The sequence below is a fragment of the Microcystis sp. M144S2 genome (assembly GCF_020246065.1).
GTDB lineage: Bacteria > Cyanobacteriota > Cyanobacteriia > Cyanobacteriales > Microcystaceae > Microcystis > Microcystis ichthyoblabe_A.
This window is the reverse complement of the sequence record NZ_JADBTR010000150.1, coordinates 1-22,321: the sequence shown is the minus strand read 5'-3', so window position 1 is coordinate 22,321 and position 22,321 is coordinate 1. Positions and strand designations below refer to the sequence as shown.

The window sequence follows — 22,321 nt, the reverse complement described above, 5'->3', positions numbered from 1 at the left end:
AGACCTCTTGCAAAAGTCTTAAGTCGATCCTTGTACAGCAACATTTTTGAAGATTATCAACTACTAATAAATAATTAACTGAAAGTCCCTCCCATTATTGTTTCTATCGTTTGTTTTCGGATTTATGCAAGAGGTCTTATGAGTGATAACTTATCCGATCGTTTACTGAGATTGATGTCCGATGGAGGCTGGCACTCTAGCCAAGAACTAGCGGAAAAAATTAGCCATCGCTTTTCGGCAACGATGCACGTTCTGAAAAAACGAGGTCATCAATTCGAGCAACGTCATATCGAAAGAAAGCGCTACGAGTGGCGACTAAAAGCGTAGCTTAGAGCGATCGCTCCGTGAATCCATGCCGTATGGGGGATTGTCTCCCCCTATACTGATCACCTCTTGTATTCGATTGCGAGATGAGCGAACAATATGATGTTCATAACAGACGAGTGCCAACCAACCTTAGAAGAAAGGTATTTTCTAAAAATCCGTCCCCAGCTTTACAAGCTACACGCGTCCCATTACCAATATGGGGTTAGAAAGGGAACAAGCCTAGCAGAGCATTTAGATTCTGTCTGTCAATTTCTTTTAACCATCACCCGTATCGCAGGAGTGCCAGAAGAAAAACGAGGGATAATTTTAGCCGTCGGAGTGACCCATGATTTAAATAAATTAGATGAATCAGGACGTAGTGTTAAGAAACTGGCGAGAGATCGGGCTTTTTTACAGGAACAGTTGGAGTTAGCCGGTGTATCGGCTCTGGTGAAAACCGAAGAGGATTACGAGCTAGTCAGAAGATTAATCGAGCGTCATTCCGGTCATAGTGCCAGCGATGGAATGAGATTTTTTCCAGAAGATGGAAATATTAAAAAATGGGCGGCCATGTTGATCGGGGCTGATCTATTCGACTTGGGGATAGGGGAAGAAAAACGTCTTCGTAAGGTCGAGAACGAATTAACGATCGCTCTCGGCCGTCCCTGTCAATTATTTCGTGTTTGCTTATCGGAGGATAAAGGGTATTTAACCTCGCTTTTGTTGGGAGCCTGCGAAGAAGTGTTGATGAAATATGGCTTACAGTCTTTAGCTATTTATCCCGACGGACAGCTATTTTTAGGTGATAAATTCCCTGATCGAGATCTGACGGAAGAGATAGCGATCGCTTGGCAAAATAGAATCGATCGGGTGTTCGGTAACAATATCGAACAACTTGTCCATCCGACGAAAGACGGGATTAAAATCGAGCTTCAAGCGATCCAACAAAATCCAGAGGAAACCCTCGGTTGTGTTATTGCATTGTTAGAAAAAAAGAAAGCGGGCATCAAATCCGATAAAATTCAACAAGATGTTAGCAAATACGCGGGAATAGCGGGAGAGAAAGCGGTTCGAGAAGCCGAAGCGGTTGGATTATTACCGATTGCCACTGCCGACGATTTCGCCATTTCTGAAGGTCTGAAGGCCGCTTACCTGAGTTATCGAGGGGCTGGTATAAATCCGCAGGAAGGTTGGGAGAGGATTGGCGAGCGCACTGGACTATCGAAAGAACAAAGGATCGCACTCGAACCTTTTAATTCTCAATACGGCCGTTGTCTGTTCGCAGCTAAATCCGCAGAGAGGGGAATGGAAGGGATTCAAGAGGCTTTAAGGGAATCTTTTCAACTACGTTTGGCAACAAACCTCCAGGACTCGGATTTGGAAGTATCCGAAGAAATGATAGCGGTAGTTTCTCAATGGCTGAATTTCCCTAATGCGAGAACTTGGCGGGCAAAAGACGAGCTTGACGCTTATATCGAAGCAAATCCCCGACAACGTTCCTCCCTCGGTAGCACATCGAAACAGATTGAAGAACTAATGTCGAATAATATGCCCCCAGAGACAAAAGTTCAATCTTTTTCCAATCGTCTCCCTGGGGGAATGAGTGCGGAACCGAAAAGACAAGCAGATACAATGGCTTCTCTCGCCTATAAATTAATGGCTGTCGGCGCATCTTTTCCCGCCGCTAGTAAGCAAGAACCGCTTTATCTTCATTTTGCTTTACCGAAAGGGTCTAGTCCCGATCTATTGAGCTTTTGGAGACGATTTTTAGAGGAGAAAGCGGCGATAGGCGAGGGAGGAACGGTCACAATCGATGAACTCAAGTTCTATAAAGTCGATAACGAACAGTTAATTTACAAACCTCGATCGATCGATGAATTGGGTATCGAGTTCAAATTGAACAAAGTAGTCGGTTTGGCTTTTCCTAAACGTCCTGAGTTTATCCAATCGACCGTAATTATCCCAATTTTATGGGGTGATGTGAATAATTCAATAGCCTTATTGAAAACAATTCACTTGGCCTTAGATTTGTCTCTTGCAACGGATTTCGGGTTTCCTTTTGTAGTCAGTAGTAATTTGGAGGTGGAATCATGGAATAATTTTTATGGAAGAGTTGAGGGGATTCCCTCTACTTTGCAACCGTTACTAGGAAACGGTCAATATCGGCGGAGCGGTCACAGTAAGCCAAAAACTTTAAGACCCGAAGAAATCGCCGAGGAAATTTTAACTCGATTAAGATGTTTGGGTAAATTAGCGATAACAATTGCTAGTCTTCAAAAGAAAGATGATTGCCTTTACGACCTCGCTCGATCGCTAAGAAGACCGATCGAACTTTACTATGTTATTCTTCGTTGGTTATTACGAGAACATGATGATCCGAATTTAGAGTATTTTTGGCACCAGATTTCTCAACCCTTGAATATTTTACTGGAGAGTTCCATGAAGGATGAACATGATCTATTAAGTCGCTATCTTAAAGAAGCGGCTAGTATTGCCGAAGAAGCGGTCTTACGGGGGAGTTCTTTCCGTCGAACCTCGCAAGCGGAACCGTTTACCGAATTTATTACTGCGATTCGTTCTCGCAAAGCCCATCTGTCCTGGGATGTGGTTTTCGGTGCGTTAGTGCAGAATTATCACAACCGACTTGATCGCATCCGCGAACACGGTGTCGGTGCAACTAAATACGAACAGATCAAGCGGTATTACGAGGTATTGAGACAACTTTTCGAGGAAGTTTATCAATCCCGCCCCGAAAAACTTCTAGCCGATAAAAAAACACTAGAAGCCGCATATCTTTTCTTCCTACAGGAAGCCAGGCAACGGATCAAGGAAGAATCGAAAAATCAACCCCCAACTGCCGCAGAAACTAACGAGCAATAAATAATCCACGAATATTCAGGAAAACGATTCTATGACTATCGAAAAATTAACCCCCTTTCTTGCGCCCGCTTACGAGAACTTCCCCAAAGGCAGAACGATCGGGCTAGTTGTTTTAAGAACTACTCGCTCCGAAACGATCTTCCGCACCGAAGGGTCTGGAGAGCCGATGTGTGGTGAATTCGTACAAGCGGGAATCAACGATCCGACAATTATCCCCCGTTTGGTTATGACAAAACGTAAACAGATCGCCCCAGAAAGACGGCGGGGACGGGAATTTTTAAGAGCAAATAACCTACTGTATAACGCGCCCAAGGGCGGCACAGTTTGTTCTTTAAACACGAACGCGCCCTGTGAATGCTGTATCGATTGTTTCCTGTACGGTTTCGCTGCGGGGGGTGAAGGCGCTCAGAAAAGTCGGGTTTGGACAGAAGACGCGTTTAGTGTTTTATCGAGTACCGAATTAATCGGGGAGCGGACGATCAACGCTATTTTCGAGAATGGCACGATGCGTGATGAAAAAGGAACCGCTTCTACCGCTTTGAACACGAGTGAGTACATTAAACCGGGGGTTCATTTCCTCGATATCGTCACTCTAAAAGATGTTACGGCCGACGAGTTACGCTACACGGTCGGAAATATTCTTATGACGACCCGTTACGGCGCGGTTTCAAGTCGATTAGGACGGATGGATAATGAAATTATCGGGGTTTTCGGCGGAATGGCGGAATTACCCAGTTCTCTAGAATTGGTGCAGTCTGTTTACGACTTGCTGGGAGCGCCTGAAAAGCTATTGGAACATCCTTTTAACACCGAGGAGCTAACTACCGCCGTCAAATCCGCGATCGCTCCGTGGACAAATAAGCGAGGTATTTCTATGCAATTATCGGAGGAAGAGTTAGCTGAGTTGATCTTGGATATTGATCGCCATTGGTCTTTGGACGATCAGGAAACCTTTTTAAAACGTCTCGATGAATCCTACGCTTCTTTCCGTAAACCTCGTTCTGAAGAAGTTGGCAAAAAGGGAAAAGGCAAAAAGGATACTTCGTCCGCTTCGCTGTAAATCGTTCACGGGTTAGAGGATCGAAAATTTTTCTAACCCTTCATCTCAAAATCGAATTTTATGCAACAACTTGAATTACCTCTCCCGTCCCTAGCGGAACCGAAAAAGACAATTTACGAAAGTGCGAGGCTGATCGAGCTTTGGTGTGCCGAACCCGTTTTTTTCGCCTCTAGAGAGTTATCCGACACCTACTATACCGAGGGAGCGATCGGTAACTACGCACTCGCTTATGCGTTTGGTTGGGCGCGTTCTCCCTACCGTCTGACGGGAACCGCAACCTGTAGACCGAGATACCGGGAAGACCTATCGCCTTTAGATAGTTACATTTTGCCCGCGTGGCCGAAAAATGATCGGACATCTTTTCGATTTGAACGTTTTAACGCACTGTCCGATAGTTACTGGTATGCGATGACGAATAATCGTGTGGCGATCGCCCGTGAAGACTTACCGATCAAACGCTCCGGGAAAAAGCCGAATACCTTTCGACCGAGCAATTTTCCTCAAACGGGACGACTACGGATAATAGAACGAGGAAGTCGTTTTCAAACTTTAGTGTTCGGAAATAGAGAATTGCCCGAATATATTCGCTTAGGCAAATTCACCAGTAAAGTGAAAGTAACCATCCTTTCCGAAAATAGAGTTATTCTATTACCCAACGGGGAATATCGTAGTCATATCTACCTCAATACTGCTGATATACCCGCTAGTGTAAATTTTTTATCGTTCGATCTAATTGCAATTCCGCCAGTCTCCCTTTTCAAAAATCTTCACTTTCAAGGAGAAGCTTGGCAGATAGGTGAATCGATTGTTCCCGCTTATTTAAAATTCTGCGGAGGGTGAAATTATGGATAATCAATTTTTAAATATATGGCTAGAGCCAAAAAGTATTGCGGTTTGTGATTCTCTTCCTGATAAACTCCATTTTATGAAACCAGCCCTACAACATCAGGTAGAAGTGTATGAAAAATCCCGCAATCACGATTTAATTCTCGATCTAGCACCAACTGGAACTGGAAAAACAAAAGCGGGTTTTACGGTTCTTTTACATAATCCCAATCAAACTGCGATTTATATCGCTCCGACTAACGCGCTTGTCACCCAACAAGCGGAAGCGGCCGAGGCTTTTGTGAGGGATGCTAAATTAACGCACGTTGTCAAGGCCGCATCGGCCAAGGAAATTCAGGGATGGTCAGATGATCGGGTAGGCAAACGATCGGGAGAAAAGCTCTATAATCTCCTTCAGAATCCCGCTACGATTTTTCCCGAAGTAGGAGCAAATAGACCACTTTTCTTAGTTACAAACCCTGATATTTTTTATTATGCTACGTTTTGGGCTTATAATAGCTTAGATAAATCTAACATAGCTAGTGAGTTTTATAGCAGATTTTCTACAATTATATTTGATGAATTTCATCTGTATAGTGCTAAACAGTTAGTTAGTTTGTTGTTTTTTATCGCTTACTCAAAGGTTTTAGGCTATTTCCAGCATGATCGGAAAATCGTTATCCTAACTGCGACTCCAGAGAAAGCCTGCGATGAAGCTTTTAACACTTTAGAAAGAGCGGGAATCAGAATTGCGCAAATTGACGGGGAGAGTAACCATAGTAATCAAGTTCCTTCGCAGACCAAAGTGGCTCTAGAAATTCGTCCGAAAATTGAACGAGACGAATATTTATTACAAATCGCGGATGAAGTCAAGGAAAAATATCTAGCGAATCCCAATGACAATGGTGCAGTTATTCTCGACTCTAAAGATCACATTAATCGGTTGGCCGATTTGCTGACGGAACGAGGATTAAAAGAGGGTTACGGAAGAATACACGGATCGACACCTCAAAAGGATAGACTTTTAGCAGTTCAAAAACCGATTATTCTCGCAACCAGCACTGTAGATGTGGGTTTTAACTTCGAGAAAAATCCAGTCCCAACCCGACAAACTTTAGATTGGTTAATTTTTTCTGCGAAGGATCGTCATTCTTTCTGGCAAAGATTAGGAAGAGTTGGCAGAGTATTAGGGCGCAAGATTACAGATATCCCGTCGGAAGCGATCGCCTATATAGATCCGAAAGCTTGGGAAGAGGGAATTCTCGAACTAGATCGATCAGGTGGTCGAGAGTCATTGAGAAAGATGCTAGAAAGTTTATCTTGCTTAGATCGTCCTTTTTTAAGTATTTACTGGCGTTCCGAAGCTTCTTTAGAGATAGCTCGTCCTTTATCCGAGTTAGAAGATCTTTTGACAGATTTACCCCAAATTAGCGTTATTGAAGAGTTATATCAAACAATGCGGTGTATCTTAGGAGGCACAAAAGACTGGAGTTACTATCGGTCTCGAATGCGTGTTTTTACTGGTGCGGAGAAGATTAAAGATATTTCTATTAAAAAACTAAAAAGTGATTGGAAATTTAGTAAGGGAGGTCAAGCGCTGATTAAAACTTTCTTTAAATGTTATTATCCTGAATATTTGAAAGAAATAGAAGCCGATCAGAATAAAATTAAATATTATGAAGATATGTTTAAAAAATACCCAGAAAATTTCGAGAGTTTGAAGGGTTTCGCTAGGATGTGGTATGCCACCTATCAGCCTATATTTCAATTCCGAGATAGTCTTTTTGACAACATTAAGGTTGTTGATCGCTTTAATCTTTTGCTCGATGAATCCGAAGAAACTATTATCGATCCTATTCATTTACTTAGGTATTATGATTTCGCTACCGATGGAGAGAAAATTGAACTTAAGAGACGAGTAGATAAACCTTATGAGCTTAAATTTATTCTATATAATCAAGATTCATTGGAGAAATTTAAACAAAATAAGCTGAATCGATTAATGGCTTTTGAGGACTGTAACCTTGAAAGATGGCTAAGAGGCGCAAAAATTCCAACTCCCTCATTACAACAACTAAGGCAACAATTCGTATCGGGAGTAATTGTATCTACGCAAGAAAATCAGGGTACAATTATTCAGCTTAGAAAACAAGGGCTAACAATATTTCCGATGTACGTTCATTTTGCTGAACAACCTAGACCGAAGGAGTTTACTTTTTTTCCGAGTTTATCTGGTATATTAGCGATCGCTTCCAGTGGAAGAAGATTAAAACTACCAGATGGCGAGGACTTTTACATAGCTTAAAAATAGCGTAAAACTTACAGCAGGCTGGAGAATATTTGTTATGACTAGCGTTACATCTAAATCCCTCACTTTACCGGAATTTCTCTCGCTAACCGATCCCGATGGCGATATTACCTATGAATTAGTCGATGGAGAAGCGATCCCAAAAATGTCACCGAAATTCTTTCATTCTCGTTTAACTGGTGCTTTATTTCTCGTACTCGATCGCTGGAATCAAGGACGGGGAGAAGTGGGAATCGAATGGGCGATCATTCTCAGCAAAAACGATCGAGATTGGTGTCCGGTTCCCGATCTTCTCTACATTTCCCCGGAAAGGTTAGGAGATATTCCCCTCACCGATGAAGCTTGTCCCGTTCCCCCGGAATTAGTCATCGAAATTATCTCTCCGGAACAATCTTTCAGCAGCCTGAGCGAAAAAGCCGTAAACTACCTAAAAGCGGGAGTCAGTCGCGTCTGGATCGTCGATCCCCGGGCCAAGCAGATCACGATTTTCTATCCCGACGCACCCCCAGCGATTAAAAAAGGCGATGACGAAATTAGCGATATTCTCCTCCCCGATTTAACCCTAACTCCCGGACAAATTTTCGCCAAAGCCCGATTAAGTTAATGCCCTACAGTCTCGTTCTCAATCTCACACCTCGATCGCCGATCTATCCGAATTTTCTCACCGGACGACACCTTCACGCGCTATTTCTTACCCTTGTCAGTAGTGTCGATCAGGAATTAGGGAACATTCTACACGCATCGGAGGCGGATAAAGCTTTTACCTTATCGCCACTACAGATGCAGTCTAGGGGAAAAACGATAAATTCCCCGCAGTGGCGACACGAACGGGAGATCGCGCCCGAAACTCCCTGCTGGTGGCGGATTTCTCTGCTCGATGACCGATTATTCGGTAAATTAACCTCACTCTGGTTGAATCTCAATCCAAAACAACCCTGGCATCTCGGTTCCGCCGATCTCGTCATCACTAGCGTCCTCGCCACCCCGCAATCGGTTCAATTCTGGGCGAACTCTTGTACTTATCAATACCTGTATGAAAACGCCTCGGAAACGAATCGGGAATTTGATTTCCTTTTTGCTACCCCCGTCACCTTCCGGCAGGGAAAATTCGATAGTGCCTTACCGACGCGGGAACTGGTGTTTAATAGCCTTCTTGGTCGTTGGAATCGCTATAGCGGTATCCCCTTCGATTCCATCGCCCTAGAGTCGATTTTCCCCAGTTTCTTCGATATTCAAACGAAATTAGCCGACGAAGCCTATAAAAACCAGTCGATCGGTTGTGTAGGCGAGATTCACTATCGTCTTTTGGGAGAGGTGGAACCCGCAAAGATTAAAGCGATTAATGCACTGGCGGATTTTGCCCTCTATGCGGGAGTGGGACGGAAAACCACCATGGGGATGGGGATGACTCGCAGAATTGCTAAGGAGAAAAGATAGCTATGGATGAATCTGATTACATACCGATCGCCGCCCTCAACGTCGGTTTTAGTCCTTTTCGTCTTCTGGAAATAGTTTTCAAGCATTTTTAACTCGTTCATAGGCCTTGCCCTTAGAATGCAGAATTTGTTATTTGACATAGCTCTAAACTAAAGCTAGTATAAAAGTATTTGATTTTTGAGCCTAACATGAAAGTCCTAGAGTTTAAAATTCATCCCACCGAAGAACAGGTCAGCAAAATTGATCAGTCTTTGGCTGCGTGTAAGTTGCTCTGGAATCTTTCGATCGCACTTAAGGAAGAATCAAAACAAAGATATTATCGCAAAAAACATAAATTTGATGAGTTTAGCCCTGAAATATGGGGGTTAAGTTATTCTGGGGATTACGACGAAAAAGAGTTTAAAACCCTTAAAGATAAAGAGAAAAAGCTTTTAATCGGCAATCCTTGCTGTAAAATCGCCTATTTTAAAAAGACAAGTAACGGAAAAGAATACACTCCTTTAAATTCTATTCCTATTCGTCGTTTTATGAATGCCGAAAATATTGACAAGGATGCTGTTAATTATCTCAACAGAAAGAAACTTGCTTTTTACTTTCGAGAAAATACGGCAAAATTTATCGGTGAAATTGAAACAGAGTTTAAAAAAGGCTTTTTTAAAAGTGTGATTAAAACCGCTTATGATGCCGCTAAAAAAGGCATTCGGGGGATTCCCAGATTCAAAGGAAGACGGGATAAAGTGGAGACTCTTGTTAATGGTCAACCTGATACTATAAAAATTAAATCTAATGGGGTTATCGTTTCTTCAAAGATAGGATTATTAAAAGTGCGGGGACTCGATCGATTGCAAGGGAAAGCTCCCCGAATGGCTAAAATTACTCGTAAAGCGACGGGATATTATCTACAGTTAACCGTTGAAACTGACGACACGATCTATAAAGAATCCGATAAATGTGTTGGTTTAGATATGGGTGCTGTGGCAATATTTACCGATGATTTAGGAAGACAATCAGAAGCTAAACGCTACGCAAAAATTCAGAAAAAGCGACTTAACCGATTACAGCGTCAAGCTTCTAGACAAAAAGATGGCTCTAATAATCAGCGTAAAACCTACGCTAAACTTGCTCGTGTTCACGAGAAAATTGCTCGTCAGCGAAAAGGGAGAAATGCTCAATTAGCCCATAAAATAACCAGCGAATATCAATCAGTTATTTTAGAAGATTTAAACTTAAAAAACATGACAGCCGCCGCAAAACCTAAAGAAAGAGAAGACGGCGATGGCTATAAACAAAATGGCAAAAAAAGAAAGTCTGGATTAAATAAGGCATTACTTGATAATGCTATTGGTCAACTTCGCACATTTATTGAAAATAAAGCTAACGAACGTGGCAGAAAAATAATCCGAGTTAATCCTAAACATACTTCACAAACTTGTCCCAATTGTGGTAATATTGATAAAGCTAACCGTGTCAGTCAATCGAAGTTTAAATGTGTTAGCTGTGGTTACGAAGCCCACGCCGATCAGAATGCCGCCGCAAATATTTTGATCCGTGGCTTACGAGATGAGTTTTTGAGAGCCATCGGCTCTTTATACAAGTTTCCCGTCTCTATGATTGGAAAATACCCTGGTTTAGCAGGGGAATTTACGCCTGATCTTGATGCAAATCAAGAGTCTATCGGGGATGCGCCGATAGAGAATGCCGAACACTCGATTAGTAAGCAGATGAAGCAGGAAGGGAATCGCACCCCCACTCAGCCCGAGAATGGCTCGCAATCCCTTATTTTTTCTTCCGCCCCACCTCAGCCGTGCGGGGATAGCCACGGCAAAAACAAACCAAAAGCCTTATCTGATAAGGGATCCAAGCGAAAGCCTAAAAAATCGCGGGGCGCAATCCCCGAAAACCCCGACCAGCTTACGATCTGGGATTTACTAGACTGATTTTTTAGACCGAGCAGAACCTTGAAAACTGAATTTTAGCGAATGGGGCGCAATCCTTACCTGAAACCCTTTTACATCAAGGGCTAAAGGAAGATGGGAAGCAATTAAGCTTAAGCCTTACTAAGGATTGAAACACAGATTTTCCTGCGCTTGTACGAACAGAAGAAACAATCCAAGTTTAAGCATCCGGTAATGGGTAAACAGTGTACTTATCAAGAAGCTTTCGAGATTCAGGCCCGACTGATGGCGAAATATCTCATGGACGAGACGGATAAGTATCCACCCTTGATTTTAAAGTAGGTAGAGGCGGTCATGTATTTTGTTGTCAGTTACGACATTTCCGACGATAAGCGACGAACCAAAATTCACAATACGTTAAAGTCCTACGGCCAACGGGTGCAGTATAGTGTTTTTGAGTGCGATCTAACCGATACCCAGTACGCCAAGCTGCGCGGGCGCTTGAGTAAGTTGATCAAACCTGATACCGATAGCATCCGCTTTTATTTTCTCTGCGCCTGTTGTCGGGGTAAAGTGGAACGTATCGGTGGTAAGTTACCCCGAGATAATACAATTTTTTTTGTTTAGCTCGGTTGCGCTTCCGGGTAGCTGTAAAAATTCTTAACTATTATGTGGTGGCTGAAAAGCTTATGGAATATAGATTCGAGATGATTTTCCTTTCCAACGCGGGGCGCACCTTATCCCGTAAGGTTTTGCGGGGTCTTGAAGAACTGGGTCACTTGCTGTATGATTGGTTTATTGCGGGTGCGGCGCATACGAACCTTGAAAATCCCATAGCGTATAGCTTTTACCACTGGGCGGTTCCAATTAATCTTAAACCCTACTAGGGATTGAAACCGCCCTACCAAAGTGCCAGAAATAATAAATTTCAAGTTCCAATTAATCTTAAACCCTACTAGGGATTGAAACCCGTCTCCAAATTCTTAAGCCGCGACCCCGCCTGTTCGTTCCAATTAATCTTAAACCCTACTAGGGATTGAAACACCCAGTAAACAGCAGGAAAAGTAAATAGCAAACTGTTCCAATTAATCTTAAACCCTACTAGGGATTGAAACGTATTCCCACAAAGTTGACAAGGTTGAGGGAACGGCTAAAGGTTCCAATTAATCTTAAACCCTACTAGGGATTGAAACCTTTTCTATGGATTCGATTGACGACGTAAAATTACTTGTTCCAATTAATCTTAAACCCTACTAGGGATTGAAACGATAGTCCAAGTCGCACCAGAGTTAGAAACAGTGTTCCAATTAATCTTAAACCCTACTAGGGATTGAAACATTAGAGAGAGCCGAAGTAACAGCCGATGACATTCGTTCCAATTAATCTTAAACCCTACTAGGGATTGAAACTTGATAAGTTACTTTTAACTTCCAGTTAATAACTGGTTCCAATTAATCTTAAACCCTACTAGGGATTGAAACGGCATTGCCGCAATGGGGGCAGGGATTTAGCTTGGTTCCAATTAATCTTAAACCCTACTAGGGATTGAAACGACGTAGAAGTAATTGGAAAAAGCGGAGAGAACCCAAGTTCCAATTAATCTTAAACCCTACTAGGGATTGAAACAAAATTTCATTTAGTATTTCCTGAGATTTACCAAGTTCCAATTAATCTTAAACCCTACTAGGGATTGAAACAAAATTTCATTTAGTATTTCCTGAGATTTACCAATAGTTCCAATTAATCTTAAACCCTACTAGGGATTGAAACATTTATTAGATTAAGAGTAGGCAAAATTTGAGTTGTTCCAATTAATCTTAAACCCTACTAGGGATTGAAACATCTTTTGACCGTTGAAGTTAACAGCGAATTTGAGTTCCAATTAATCTTAAACCCTACTAGGGATTGAAACTTGTTAGTTGCGATTCTAGTGATGATTACTATGAAGTTCCAATTAATCTTAAACCCTACTAGGGATTGAAACTGCGAATTAAAATATTTATTTGCGATCGAAGTTCGTTCCAATTAATCTTAAACCCTACTAGGGATTGAAACGGGTACAGGAGTCGAACCTGCTATTGAAAGCTTGTTCCAATTAATCTTAAACCCTACTAGGGATTGAAACTTGATCACGATGGTATTGAGTTAATCATTAATACCGGTTCCAATTAATCTTAAACCCTACTAGGGATTGAAACAAAGTAATCGAAGTGGCATCAACCGCCGCAATCGCGTTCCAATTAATCTTAAACCCTACTAGGGATTGAAACGGCTTTAAAAAATTGCCTAAAACTCGCACTCTTACTCTAGAAGTTCCAATTAATCTTAAACCCTATTAGGGATTGAAACAGATGATAAATTAGATTACGGTTTACCATATAGTTGTTCCAATTAATCTTAAACCCTATTAGGGATTGAAACCTGGAATCCCAGATGCAACCGAAACCACGGCAGGTAAGGTACAGTTCCAATTAATCTTAAACCCTATTAGGGATTGAAACAAATAACAATTATTTAGGAGTAAAAAAATGACAGTTCCAATTAATCTTAAACCCTACTAGGGATTGAAACATCAGTAAAAACTATTGGGAGTAAAGCAAGAAATGGTTCCAATTAATCTTAAACCCTACTAGGGATTGAAACATCATCAGGTCTTGGTTTTTGGATTTACAGAAGCGACTCACGTTCCAATTAATCTTAAACCCTACTAGGGATTGAAACGTGGTTTTGGTGCGAACCACAACGTAGTCGCTACTGTTCCAATTAATCTTAAACCCTACTAGGGATTGAAACCAGAATTAAATTGTCGAAGATAGCGAGAAGCGTGTTCCAATTAATCTTAAACCCTACTAGGGATTGAAACCCATCGTTACGCTCTATCTGATACCCTTCATGAACGAGTTCCAATTAATCTTAAACCCTACTAGGGATTGAAACGATACTAAATTGAAAAGGACCAGACCCAGAAAAAAGTTCCAATTAATCTTAAACCCTACTAGGGATTGAAACTTCCTTAGTCGAAAATGAAGCCTTAACCAATCTCGGGTTCCAATTAATCTTAAACCCTACTAGGGATTGAAACACGATTAAACGCTCGAAACTCGATAGAGCCACGGAGTTCCAATTAATCTTAAACCCTACTAGGGATTGAAACTAAATTCGATAGTTGGCATCGATCCAGAGGATGGTTCCAATTAATCTTAAACCCTACTAGGGATTGAAACTCCTGATTGGGGGGAAGGGGGGAAGTATTAACAGGTTCCAATTAATCTTAAACCCTACTAGGGATTGAAACACAGAATGAGTACAAATTCAAGAGACAAAATCAGGTTCCAATTAATCTTAAACCCTACTAGGGATTGAAACGCCCTAACGGCTGGTTTAATACCTGATACCGAACGTTCCAATTAATCTTAAACCCTACTAGGGATTGAAACTTCGGATAGTCTGTGACAATTAGTTACTAATCAGGTTCCAATTAATCTTAAACCCTACTAGGGATTGAAACAAAGATTTTCAACTAAATCAAGAGAGCCGTGAAGGTTCCAATTAATCTTAAACCCTACTAGGGATTGAAACATAAATCCTGGCTCTAAGGTATCGTTTGCAATTCGTTCCAATTAATCTTAAACCCTACTAGGGATTGAAACATTTGACCTTCTCCCCATACTTCAAGGGATACACGGGTTCCAATTAATCTTAAACCCTACTAGGGATTGAAACCTGATGTAGAGACTGGTATCCCAAAAAACCTTTAGGTTCCAATTAATCTTAAACCCTACTAGGGATTGAAACTTAACGGCACTATGCTTAACTCCTCTCAGGAGGTTCCAATTAATCTTAAACCCTACTAGGGATTGAAACCTTGTAAGTCACAAATCTAGAGGCTTGATAATCCTTGTTCCAATTAATCTTAAACCCTACTAGGGATTGAAACATCATCTAACCTTGATTCTACCCTTGATAGCCTCTCAGATAGTTCCAATTAATCTTAAACCCTACTAGGGATTGAAACTTAAATTACTTTGGAGATGATAATCGATATTGGTATAGTTCCAATTAATCTTAAACCCTACTAGGGATTGAAACTTCACTGGGGTGGGCTGTGGATTGATTTTCCTCACGTTCCAATTAATCTTAAACCCTACTAGGGATTGAAACTTTGGGTCGGATGGGAACCGCCACTAACAATTTTCGTTCCAATTAATCTTAAACCCTACTAGGGATTGAAACCTCAAAATCCTAACAGCGATTCCCGCCAATGGTTTGCGGCTGGTTCCAATTAATCTTAAACCCTACTAGGGATTGAAACATTACATCAGTCACTCTTCGGTTCGCACAAATCAGGTTCCAATTAATCTTAAACCCTACTAGGGATTGAAACTGACAATTCGCTGCCTGTTAATAGCTTGACAAAAGTTCCAATTAATCTTAAACCCTACTAGGGATTGAAACGGAAAAATTGTGATATTATAACCACCACCACAGGGTTCCAATTAATCTTAAACCCTACTAGGGATTGAAACTACAAGGCTTAAAAGGTGATAAGGGAGATAAGGGGTTCCAATTAATCTTAAACCCTACTAGGGATTGAAACTGGCAAAGGAATCAACCTTATTAAGGTGTAGGTGTTCCAATTAATCTTAAACCCTACTAGGGATTGAAACAGATGATCTCGGATTTTTGGATTGATTTGATTGCGGGTTCCAATTAATCTTAAACCCTACTAGGGATTGAAACAAAGTAATCGAAGTGGCATCAACCGCCGCAATCGCGTTCCAATTAATCTTAAACCCTACTAGGGATTGAAACGTCGCCATATAAAATCTGCCTTCTTATCTTGATCCGTGTTCCAAATAATCTTAAACCCTAATAGGGATTGAAACTTGTTTACGCCCGCCTCCGAGCGGGTTTTTTATTGTTCCAATTAATCTTAAACCCTAATAGGGATTGAAACTTGTAATTGACCACTGATACTGATAACTGACTACTGTTCCAATTAATCTTAAACCCTAATAGGGATTGAAACTTGGGTGATGCGAACTGTGCTTATTTCGTTGCTGCCGTTCCAAATAATCTTAAACCCTAATAGGGATTGAAACTGTTTCCAGGGTAGGGTAAAGTGCGACTCGGTTCCAATATCGGGACGTGGGGATCTTTTTCGTTTAAAACCTTGAGAGGCTTTTCAAGGTAAAATGCGGCTCGGTTCCAATATCGGGACGTTGGGGATGTGTCTGACCGTGATTGTAGTTTTTCGGTTCTTTAGATTGTCCGCTATTACTTTTTGCTTTTGCCATGATTACCCCGCTATTGATTCTCCGACCGACTACCCACTCTTTTTGAGAATGTATAGAGTAAATCCAGCAAAACCATCGATTATTATCAATGCAATTGTCAAGGTTTACCACCTATCTCTAGGATGCCACGAATGGCGGTCAATACTTCACTTTCTCTCACCAGAAGTAAAGTAGTACAGAGTTATCCCCTAGTAAAGATGAAGGGGAACTATAGTAGAAAGGGAACTGGGAATCGGAACGATGATCGAGCGACACAGAAGGAGATTGGCTAACGGGGAGGAGCGGGTCTATACCTACGGGGTTGGAGCGGACGGTGAGCGTCAGTCTTTGTCGATCCGTTCCGTTGATGATTCCCTTTCAATCTCCTGCTATAGGGGAGCAGAAAAAGAGCGGGTGGTAGCTGCCCTACTAGCCAATGCCAGTTTGTTGGTGGTGGGGGAAGCTGGTGCGGGGAAGACCTTTTTAGCGGAGCGGGTGATCGAGGACTTGTGGGGGCGGGGGTTTCCTGTGGCTGCCCCTGCCATCGGCACGGTCAAACAGATGCTTCTGGAAATCGCCGGGGATTTGGGGGTAGATACGGAGACGCTAGAGGGCAAACCGATGACGGCACAACAGTTACAGGAAACCATCGCCGAATGGTTAGAGGGTAACGTCGCTTTTCTGGTCATGGACAATGCCCACAGGTTCCCCGTTTCTCTGCGTTGCTGGTTGGAAAAACTGCATTTACAGGGACAGCCGATATTATTGTTGGCTACTTACCCCCCTGCCCGAGATATTTTTTTGAAGCTTCCCCGCATCGAATTGGAAGCCTTACCAGAAAGGGCGATCCGCGAAATCATGGAGGGGGAAGCAAACGATTTGGGATTGCAGGTGACACCGGGTAAATTAGCCGATTGGCAACAACGGGCGATCGGTAATCCCATGTTAGCGAAACGGGTGGTCAAGGAAGAATATTTAGGATTGGAGGGCAATAATTACGACCATACCCAGTGGATCGACGGTACTCCCCTACTAATTGCCGTTCTCATGTGCTTTATGATTCTCAGATTCTTGGGACTCGGTTTTAATAACACCAGTCTTTATCTGATCGGAGGGATACTGACCGTAGCGGTGGGAATGGTCAGGTTGATGATTTATTCCTTACCCCGACAGTCTAACCGTTTGGGACGCTGATCTTATTGATCAGTTGTTAGTTATCGGTTATCAGTTATCCGCTATTATTTGTCAGTTTACCGATTACCGATCACAGCAAAAAACCAACCCTTGCCGCTCGATAATTTAATTAAATTTACAATTCTCACTTCCTAATTCAGAACTGATAAACTATAACTTGTAATCTATAATTCACAATTTATAATTCATAATTTATAACTCATAATTTATATGATGAGCGTCACTCATATAGCCTTTTCGGTAGCTTTGACGAGCATAACGTTGGGAACCGCCAATCCGGAGATATTGGGCATAGCGGCGGTGGCGGCCTTGTTACCAGATATTGACACGGGCAAAAGCTCGCTCGGACGGCTCTTGTTTCCCGTCAGCAGTTGGCTAGAAAAGAGAACGGTTCACCGGGGCATAACCCACAGTTTCTTTGCGTCGGGTGTCGTCACCCTTGCGGCTTATCCCTTGGCCCTACTAGGTTATAGTCAACTCTGGTACGGTCTGATTCTCGGTTACTTTTTCGGCTGGTTTGCCGATGTTTTTACTAAGTCGGGAGTGCAGGCGTTTTATCCCGGTCGGGGAAGGATGATCATCCCCAGAAATCCCCGTTTGAGGTTGGCCACGGGCAGTAATGCGGAGTGGTTCCTGCTGTTTATTCTTGTGGTCGTCTCCATCCTGAGTATTTCTATCAATAGTGGTGGCGGTCTGATTCGCGGATTCAATCAGGCGTTGGGTTTGCCGTCGGGAGCGATCGAGACGGTGAACGAGGATGCTTCCCGCTATCTGTTGCGGGTTAGGGTTCAAGGGAGAAATGCCATTACCGAACAGCCGGTGGATGCCACCTACGAGGTAATCGAACCGTTGACCGTTAGCGATCTGCTGGTCAAGGACGAAGGGGGAACGTTGTACCGACTGGGTTCGAGTCAGGAATCTCAGATCATCGCCTCCCGCATTCGGGTGGAACGGGTCGCGCCAGTCCAAGTAAAGATCGAAAATATTGTCTTGGAAGATGAATATTTAGATAGGCTCGCTAATTTAACGGAACCCTTCGGCGCAGCTCAGGGTAACAGGGTATATTTAACGGGAACGCTGACCATTGCTGATGGTTCGGGTCTAAGTTTGCCCAGTCATGCCGACCGTTTCGATACTATTACCCTACAACCGGGTAACGTCGCCTACGCCCGACTTACCGCCGCTAGTCCCCAGTATGCGATCGACAAGTTGGGAGAATACAGCGTTTCAGGTCATCTCATCGCTAGGATAGTCAATGTTCAATAAACAGCAGAAACCACTACCCACCGCCGTTTTACGGGCCCCCAATTCCCCATCGGACGAATCATCGCCACCGTCTGGCATCCTTCTGGGGGATAACTGTTATTGGAATCCGGGTCATCTCCCCAACGGTCACATCGTCGCCATCGGTGCATCCGGTAGTGGCAAAACCCAGACCCTCAAAGCGATCGCCTATTCTCTCCGACAGACCTATCCCGATATTCAGTTATTTATCATCGATTTCCACGGTGATCAGGAGATTATCGGCGAAACTTGTTATCCCCTGCACATGGCCAGTTCTCACGGCATCAATCCCCTGATTGTCAACCTCGATGCTGAAGGGGGTGGTCCTCATCTACAGGCCATCGCCGTTACCACCACCCTCAAACGCTCCTTACAGTTGGGACCAAATCAGGAGGGTTTACTGTTAGAAATATTGCAATTTTGTTACAACCGGCGGGGTATCAGCCAAGAACAACCGACGAGTTGGACAAGGGAAGCGCCCAATTTTACCGATTTGCAGCAGGAGATCGAGTCGAGGGTCGAGAGCGGCTGTAAGGAATCCCAAAAACTGAAACTGAAACTGATAGCCACCTTCACCTACGGTGTCTTCTGCCGTCCCCAACCCGACTTCACCGAGAAACATATCCGCATCGACCTCTCGAAATTACCGCCGGAGATCGGGGCGATTGCCGCTGAATCCTTGGCCTGGCAATTGATGAACCAACACCGGTTAACCGGCGAAATCGAAGGGAAACTACCCCGTACCTACCTATTCATCGATGAGGCTAAGGAATTGCGGAAAAGTCGGGCCTGTGACCGCATCATCGCTGACGGTCGTAAATACGGGCTGGGTTTGGTGTTGGCATCCCAATCGGAACGACATCTCAGCGACGACGTGATCGGTAACTCCTCTACCAAAATCGTTTTGCCAGTGGATCAATCGGAAGTGAAGCGGGTGGCCGCCAAATTTCGGTTTGCCGAGAAAAAAGTAGCCGAGTTAGTACCCTTGACCGCCCTATGTCGTTTCGGCAAACAGGCAGAAGTGACCAGCATCTTTCCCTATCACCGGAGGGTAGAAGATGGTTAGCACTCTTTCTAGGTCAAAACCCCACCAGCGACGCACTGAGACGGTTTTCGCTATCCTCGACGACGCACCAGCTGGTACGACCTACGAAGGTCTGATCTCGTTGGTACGGGAGAAAACGGGTAAGGGTTGTTCCCGCAAGCTGATTAGTCGCTGGAAACGGGAACGCACGGGAGAAACCGTCTCGGAAATCCCGACCGTTTTAGAAATTCCAACTGTCTTGGAAACCCCGACCGTTTTGGAAACGATCGCTTCTCAAAAAACACTTAGACAAAGTTCAGTGCCTGGCCTGAGAGAAGCCGAAGGGCTTACCCTGAGAGAAGCCGATACTTCCCCCATTGTCCCCAGAATCGAGAAACACAGCGAGAAAACAAGCGAGAGCGTTGCCCTGAGAGAAGCCGATACTTCCCCCATTGTCCCAGAACCATTCTATTCCCCCCGTCCTGATTTCTTTCGTTATCTGACCGTTGCCGCCGCCGTCATCATCGCCCTAGTCGGTTGCAGTTACACCACCGCCCAAAAAACCCCCAGCACACCCGTTACACCCGTTACCACCTCTTACCCCCCTTATCAAGGGGGGATTAAGGGGGGATCCTCTCCGAAAAAAACCCACTCCACCGTACCGAGAGAGATCAAAATCCGATTGACCCTTACCACCCCCGCAGATCTGCGGGTCAAACAAGGTTCTCGGATCGTTGCGGGTCAGATACTAAGCGATCGCATTACCGAGAGACAACGACTCCAAACCCAACGTCAACAGTTGGAACTCTCCCTAAAAAAGTTACAGATTCCCCTCCCCGAACTCACCTTACCTTCACCACCCCCAACATTAAATAAACTTCCCCCCGTTTCCTACAGGCAAGAAATTGCTCATATTACCCTGAAAACGGGAGAATTACAACAGATAGAGACTAAAATAACCCAACAAAAACAGAAAATTTCTCAATTACTAGCCCTTCCCTCTGCCCCCCTTATCAAGGGGGGATTAAGGGGGGATCCCGTTAATGTCGCTTCCCTACCCACTTTTGTTACTATCGACTCTCAACCTTTACCCCCTTATCAAGGAGGCCAGGGGGGATCCGTGGAGACAATCATCGAGCATGAACGGGCGAAACTCTCCCAAATGGAAACGGAACGGGAACAGGCAAAAATACAACTGGACATCGCCCGTGCCGCTTTATCAACCGCCAAGGAAAAGCGTCTTCAGGAAGAATACCAATTGGCTCTAGAAGAAAACCGACGGGCGATCACCCTTCAGAACCAACAACTGGAAGTGGAGAAACAGAGGGCAGTTCGGGCCGCACAACTTCAGGAACGGGAATACAACCAAGCGGTGATCAGGACGAGAATACAGGAGATCGACGATGCACTGGTTCAATTGGCTACGGTTAAGGCTCCCTACCCCGGAACGGTCAAACGGCTTAAATGGCAGGGTCAGGATGATCGCCTTCTCACTGTCGAGCTTACTGTTGATGTGGACTCCCCTAAAGGCCGCTCCGCTTCCCTGTCTCGATAGCGGTAACGATTGTCTCCGTACCCTCACCGACGCGGCGATCGAACGTTCCCCTGAATTGCAGACCCTCGACGAACGCATCGCCTTGATCGATCGCCGGTTACAGTTGGCTGGACAACGTATCGACCAAGCCAACGCCCGACAATGGACGGGTTATCTCACCACCGACCCGATCGCCATTCTGCAAAATATCTTTGGGGGTGGTCAGGTACAACAGCAGAGGATGGCCATCACCGACCTCGAAATCAGGGCGGCCGACCTAGAGGCGGCCAAGGCTGAATTGGAACGTCAACGGGCTGCCAAACGCTCTCAACTGGGAGAACAGGTCTTGACGCTGGTGATCGCCTACGAAACCGCCGGCGATCGAGAACGGGCGATATTAGCCCAACTGTCCAATCACGACCTCTTGACCAGGATTACCGAGATCGATTACCGTCTGGGCGGTTCATCCACCGAAACCTATCTAACAAGAATCGCCCAACGAGAACAGTTAGAGATTCAGTTGAACCGTTACCGTCTCGAACGGGAAACCACCAAACGACAACTTCTATCCCTGACTGGGTTTTCTACTCCTGAAACTACTAGGGAAACTACTGGGTAATGGGCTGATATTCTCAGGGGAAAAGAAGATCAACAAGCGCCAATTCAAAAATGAAACGCATCAACCTCAAGAGTTGACAAAGAAAGGCTCATCAGGTACTGTCTGATCATTAACAAAAACAAATCAGACCCAAAATGAGCCACCAACATCTTAACATAGAACAAAGAAACTTGCTCTACCAACTTAGTCAGGAGGGGAATTTATCTCAACGGCAAATGGCCGTCTGGCTCGGATGTTATCAAAGCACGATATCACGAGAATTAAGAAGGAATCAAAGTTCCCTAGGCTGCTATCTACCTGACACAGCACAAGCTGAAAGCGAGACACGCCGAAAAAATGCCAAACAACCCTTTTAAAATGTCAGCGAGTCAGCCTTAGAGTTGGTAAAAGAAGGATTGAAAGATTATCATAGTCCCGAACAAATAGCAGGTCGTCTGAAAAAAGCTGGTCAAGAATCGCTCAATCATGAAACCATCTATCAAAACTACCCTTGACTGTGGAAAATATCAAGAATACCTACGCGGCTGGACGAGGAAAAATGGTTCTTCCGAACTTACACTGTAGAAAATTCCCCAAGCTCCCTCTCTGTCCAGCAATGCTCTAAAGTTGATAAATATCAATCTAACAAAAACTCAAAGCCCTATTGTACAAGCTTTACAAGCATGAGTTGTTGATAGTT

The 22,321-nt window shown here is 43.9% G+C and carries 14 protein-coding genes, 1 pseudogene and 1 CRISPR repeat array; all 15 genes and pseudogenes read left to right on the top strand.

Features of this window, described 5'->3' with window-relative positions:
• Positions 1-138: 138 nt before the first annotated feature.
• Entirely contained in the window at positions 139-327 is a 189-nt protein-coding gene (locus tag IM462_RS17330) for a hypothetical protein (RefSeq protein ID WP_069474927.1), read from the top strand.
• Between the two features lie 96 nt (positions 328-423).
• Positions 424-3,186 (top strand): hypothetical protein, encoded by a 2,763-nt coding sequence (locus IM462_RS17325; RefSeq protein ID WP_287701814.1) that lies wholly within the window; start codon positions 424-426, stop codon positions 3,184-3,186.
• Positions 3,187-3,217: 31 nt separating this feature from the next.
• On the top strand, positions 3,218-4,246 hold the full coding sequence (gene cas7d / locus IM462_RS17320) for a type I-D CRISPR-associated protein Cas7/Csc2 (protein WP_287701813.1): 1,029 nt from the start codon (positions 3,218-3,220) through the stop codon (positions 4,244-4,246).
• A 60-nt stretch (positions 4,247-4,306) separates the two neighbouring features.
• The gene (gene cas5d / locus IM462_RS17315; protein ID WP_069474924.1) at positions 4,307-5,086 is read left to right on the top strand and encodes a type I-D CRISPR-associated protein Cas5/Csc1; all 780 of its coding nucleotides are present in this window, start codon (positions 4,307-4,309) and stop codon (positions 5,084-5,086) included.
• Between the two features lie 4 nt (positions 5,087-5,090).
• On the top strand, positions 5,091-7,376 hold the full coding sequence (gene cas3 / locus IM462_RS17310; RefSeq protein WP_287701810.1) for a type I-D CRISPR-associated helicase Cas3': 2,286 nt from the start codon (positions 5,091-5,093) through the stop codon (positions 7,374-7,376).
• A 40-nt stretch (positions 7,377-7,416) separates the two neighbouring features.
• Positions 7,417-7,983: a Uma2 family endonuclease gene (locus IM462_RS17305; protein ID WP_287701808.1), complete on the top strand. Its 567-nt coding sequence runs from the start codon at positions 7,417-7,419 to the stop codon at positions 7,981-7,983.
• On the top strand, positions 7,983-8,816 hold the full coding sequence (gene cas6, locus IM462_RS17300; RefSeq protein WP_287701806.1) for a CRISPR-associated endoribonuclease Cas6: 834 nt from the start codon (positions 7,983-7,985) through the stop codon (positions 8,814-8,816). The genes IM462_RS17305 and cas6 overlap by 1 nt, the downstream gene beginning before the upstream one ends.
• Positions 8,817-9,004: 188 nt before the next feature.
• Positions 9,005-10,753 (top strand): type V CRISPR-associated protein C2c8, encoded by a 1,749-nt coding sequence (c2c8, locus tag IM462_RS17295; RefSeq protein WP_287701804.1) that lies wholly within the window; start codon positions 9,005-9,007, stop codon positions 10,751-10,753.
• Positions 10,754-11,065: 312 nt separating this feature from the next.
• Positions 11,066-11,338: a CRISPR-associated endonuclease Cas2 gene (gene cas2, locus IM462_RS17290; RefSeq protein WP_287701802.1), complete on the top strand. Its 273-nt coding sequence runs from the start codon at positions 11,066-11,068 to the stop codon at positions 11,336-11,338.
• Positions 11,339-11,571: 233 nt separating this feature from the next.
• A CRISPR array of direct repeats spans positions 11,572-15,813; the repeat unit is 37 nt; unit sequence GTTCCAATTAATCTTAAACCCTACTAGGGATTGAAAC.
• 435 nt (positions 15,814-16,248) lie between these two features.
• Positions 16,249-17,181, top strand: a complete 933-nt coding sequence (locus IM462_RS17285; protein ID WP_287701800.1) for an ATP-binding protein — start codon at positions 16,249-16,251, stop codon at positions 17,179-17,181.
• 210 nt (positions 17,182-17,391) lie between these two features.
• Positions 17,392-18,447 carry a metal-dependent hydrolase gene (locus IM462_RS17280; RefSeq protein ID WP_287701798.1) on the top strand — a complete coding sequence of 352 codons (1,056 nt, stop codon included), beginning with the start codon at positions 17,392-17,394 and terminating at the stop codon, positions 18,445-18,447.
• Positions 18,437-19,531, top strand: a complete 1,095-nt coding sequence (locus tag IM462_RS17275) for an ATP-binding protein (protein ID WP_123230656.1) — start codon at positions 18,437-18,439, stop codon at positions 19,529-19,531. The genes IM462_RS17280 and IM462_RS17275 overlap by 11 nt, the downstream gene beginning before the upstream one ends.
• Positions 19,524-21,044 (top strand): hypothetical protein, encoded by a 1,521-nt coding sequence (locus tag IM462_RS17270; RefSeq protein WP_287701796.1) that lies wholly within the window; start codon positions 19,524-19,526, stop codon positions 21,042-21,044. The genes IM462_RS17275 and IM462_RS17270 overlap by 8 nt, the downstream gene beginning before the upstream one ends.
• A complete protein-coding gene (locus IM462_RS17265; protein WP_287701794.1) occupies positions 21,001-21,642 on the top strand; it encodes a TolC family protein in 642 nt (213 codons plus the stop codon). The genes IM462_RS17270 and IM462_RS17265 overlap by 44 nt, the downstream gene beginning before the upstream one ends.
• 134 nt (positions 21,643-21,776) lie before the next feature.
• Positions 21,777-22,164: pseudogene (locus IM462_RS17260) on the top strand (transposase); the annotation flags it as partial.
• Positions 22,165-22,321: the final 157 nt, after the last annotated feature.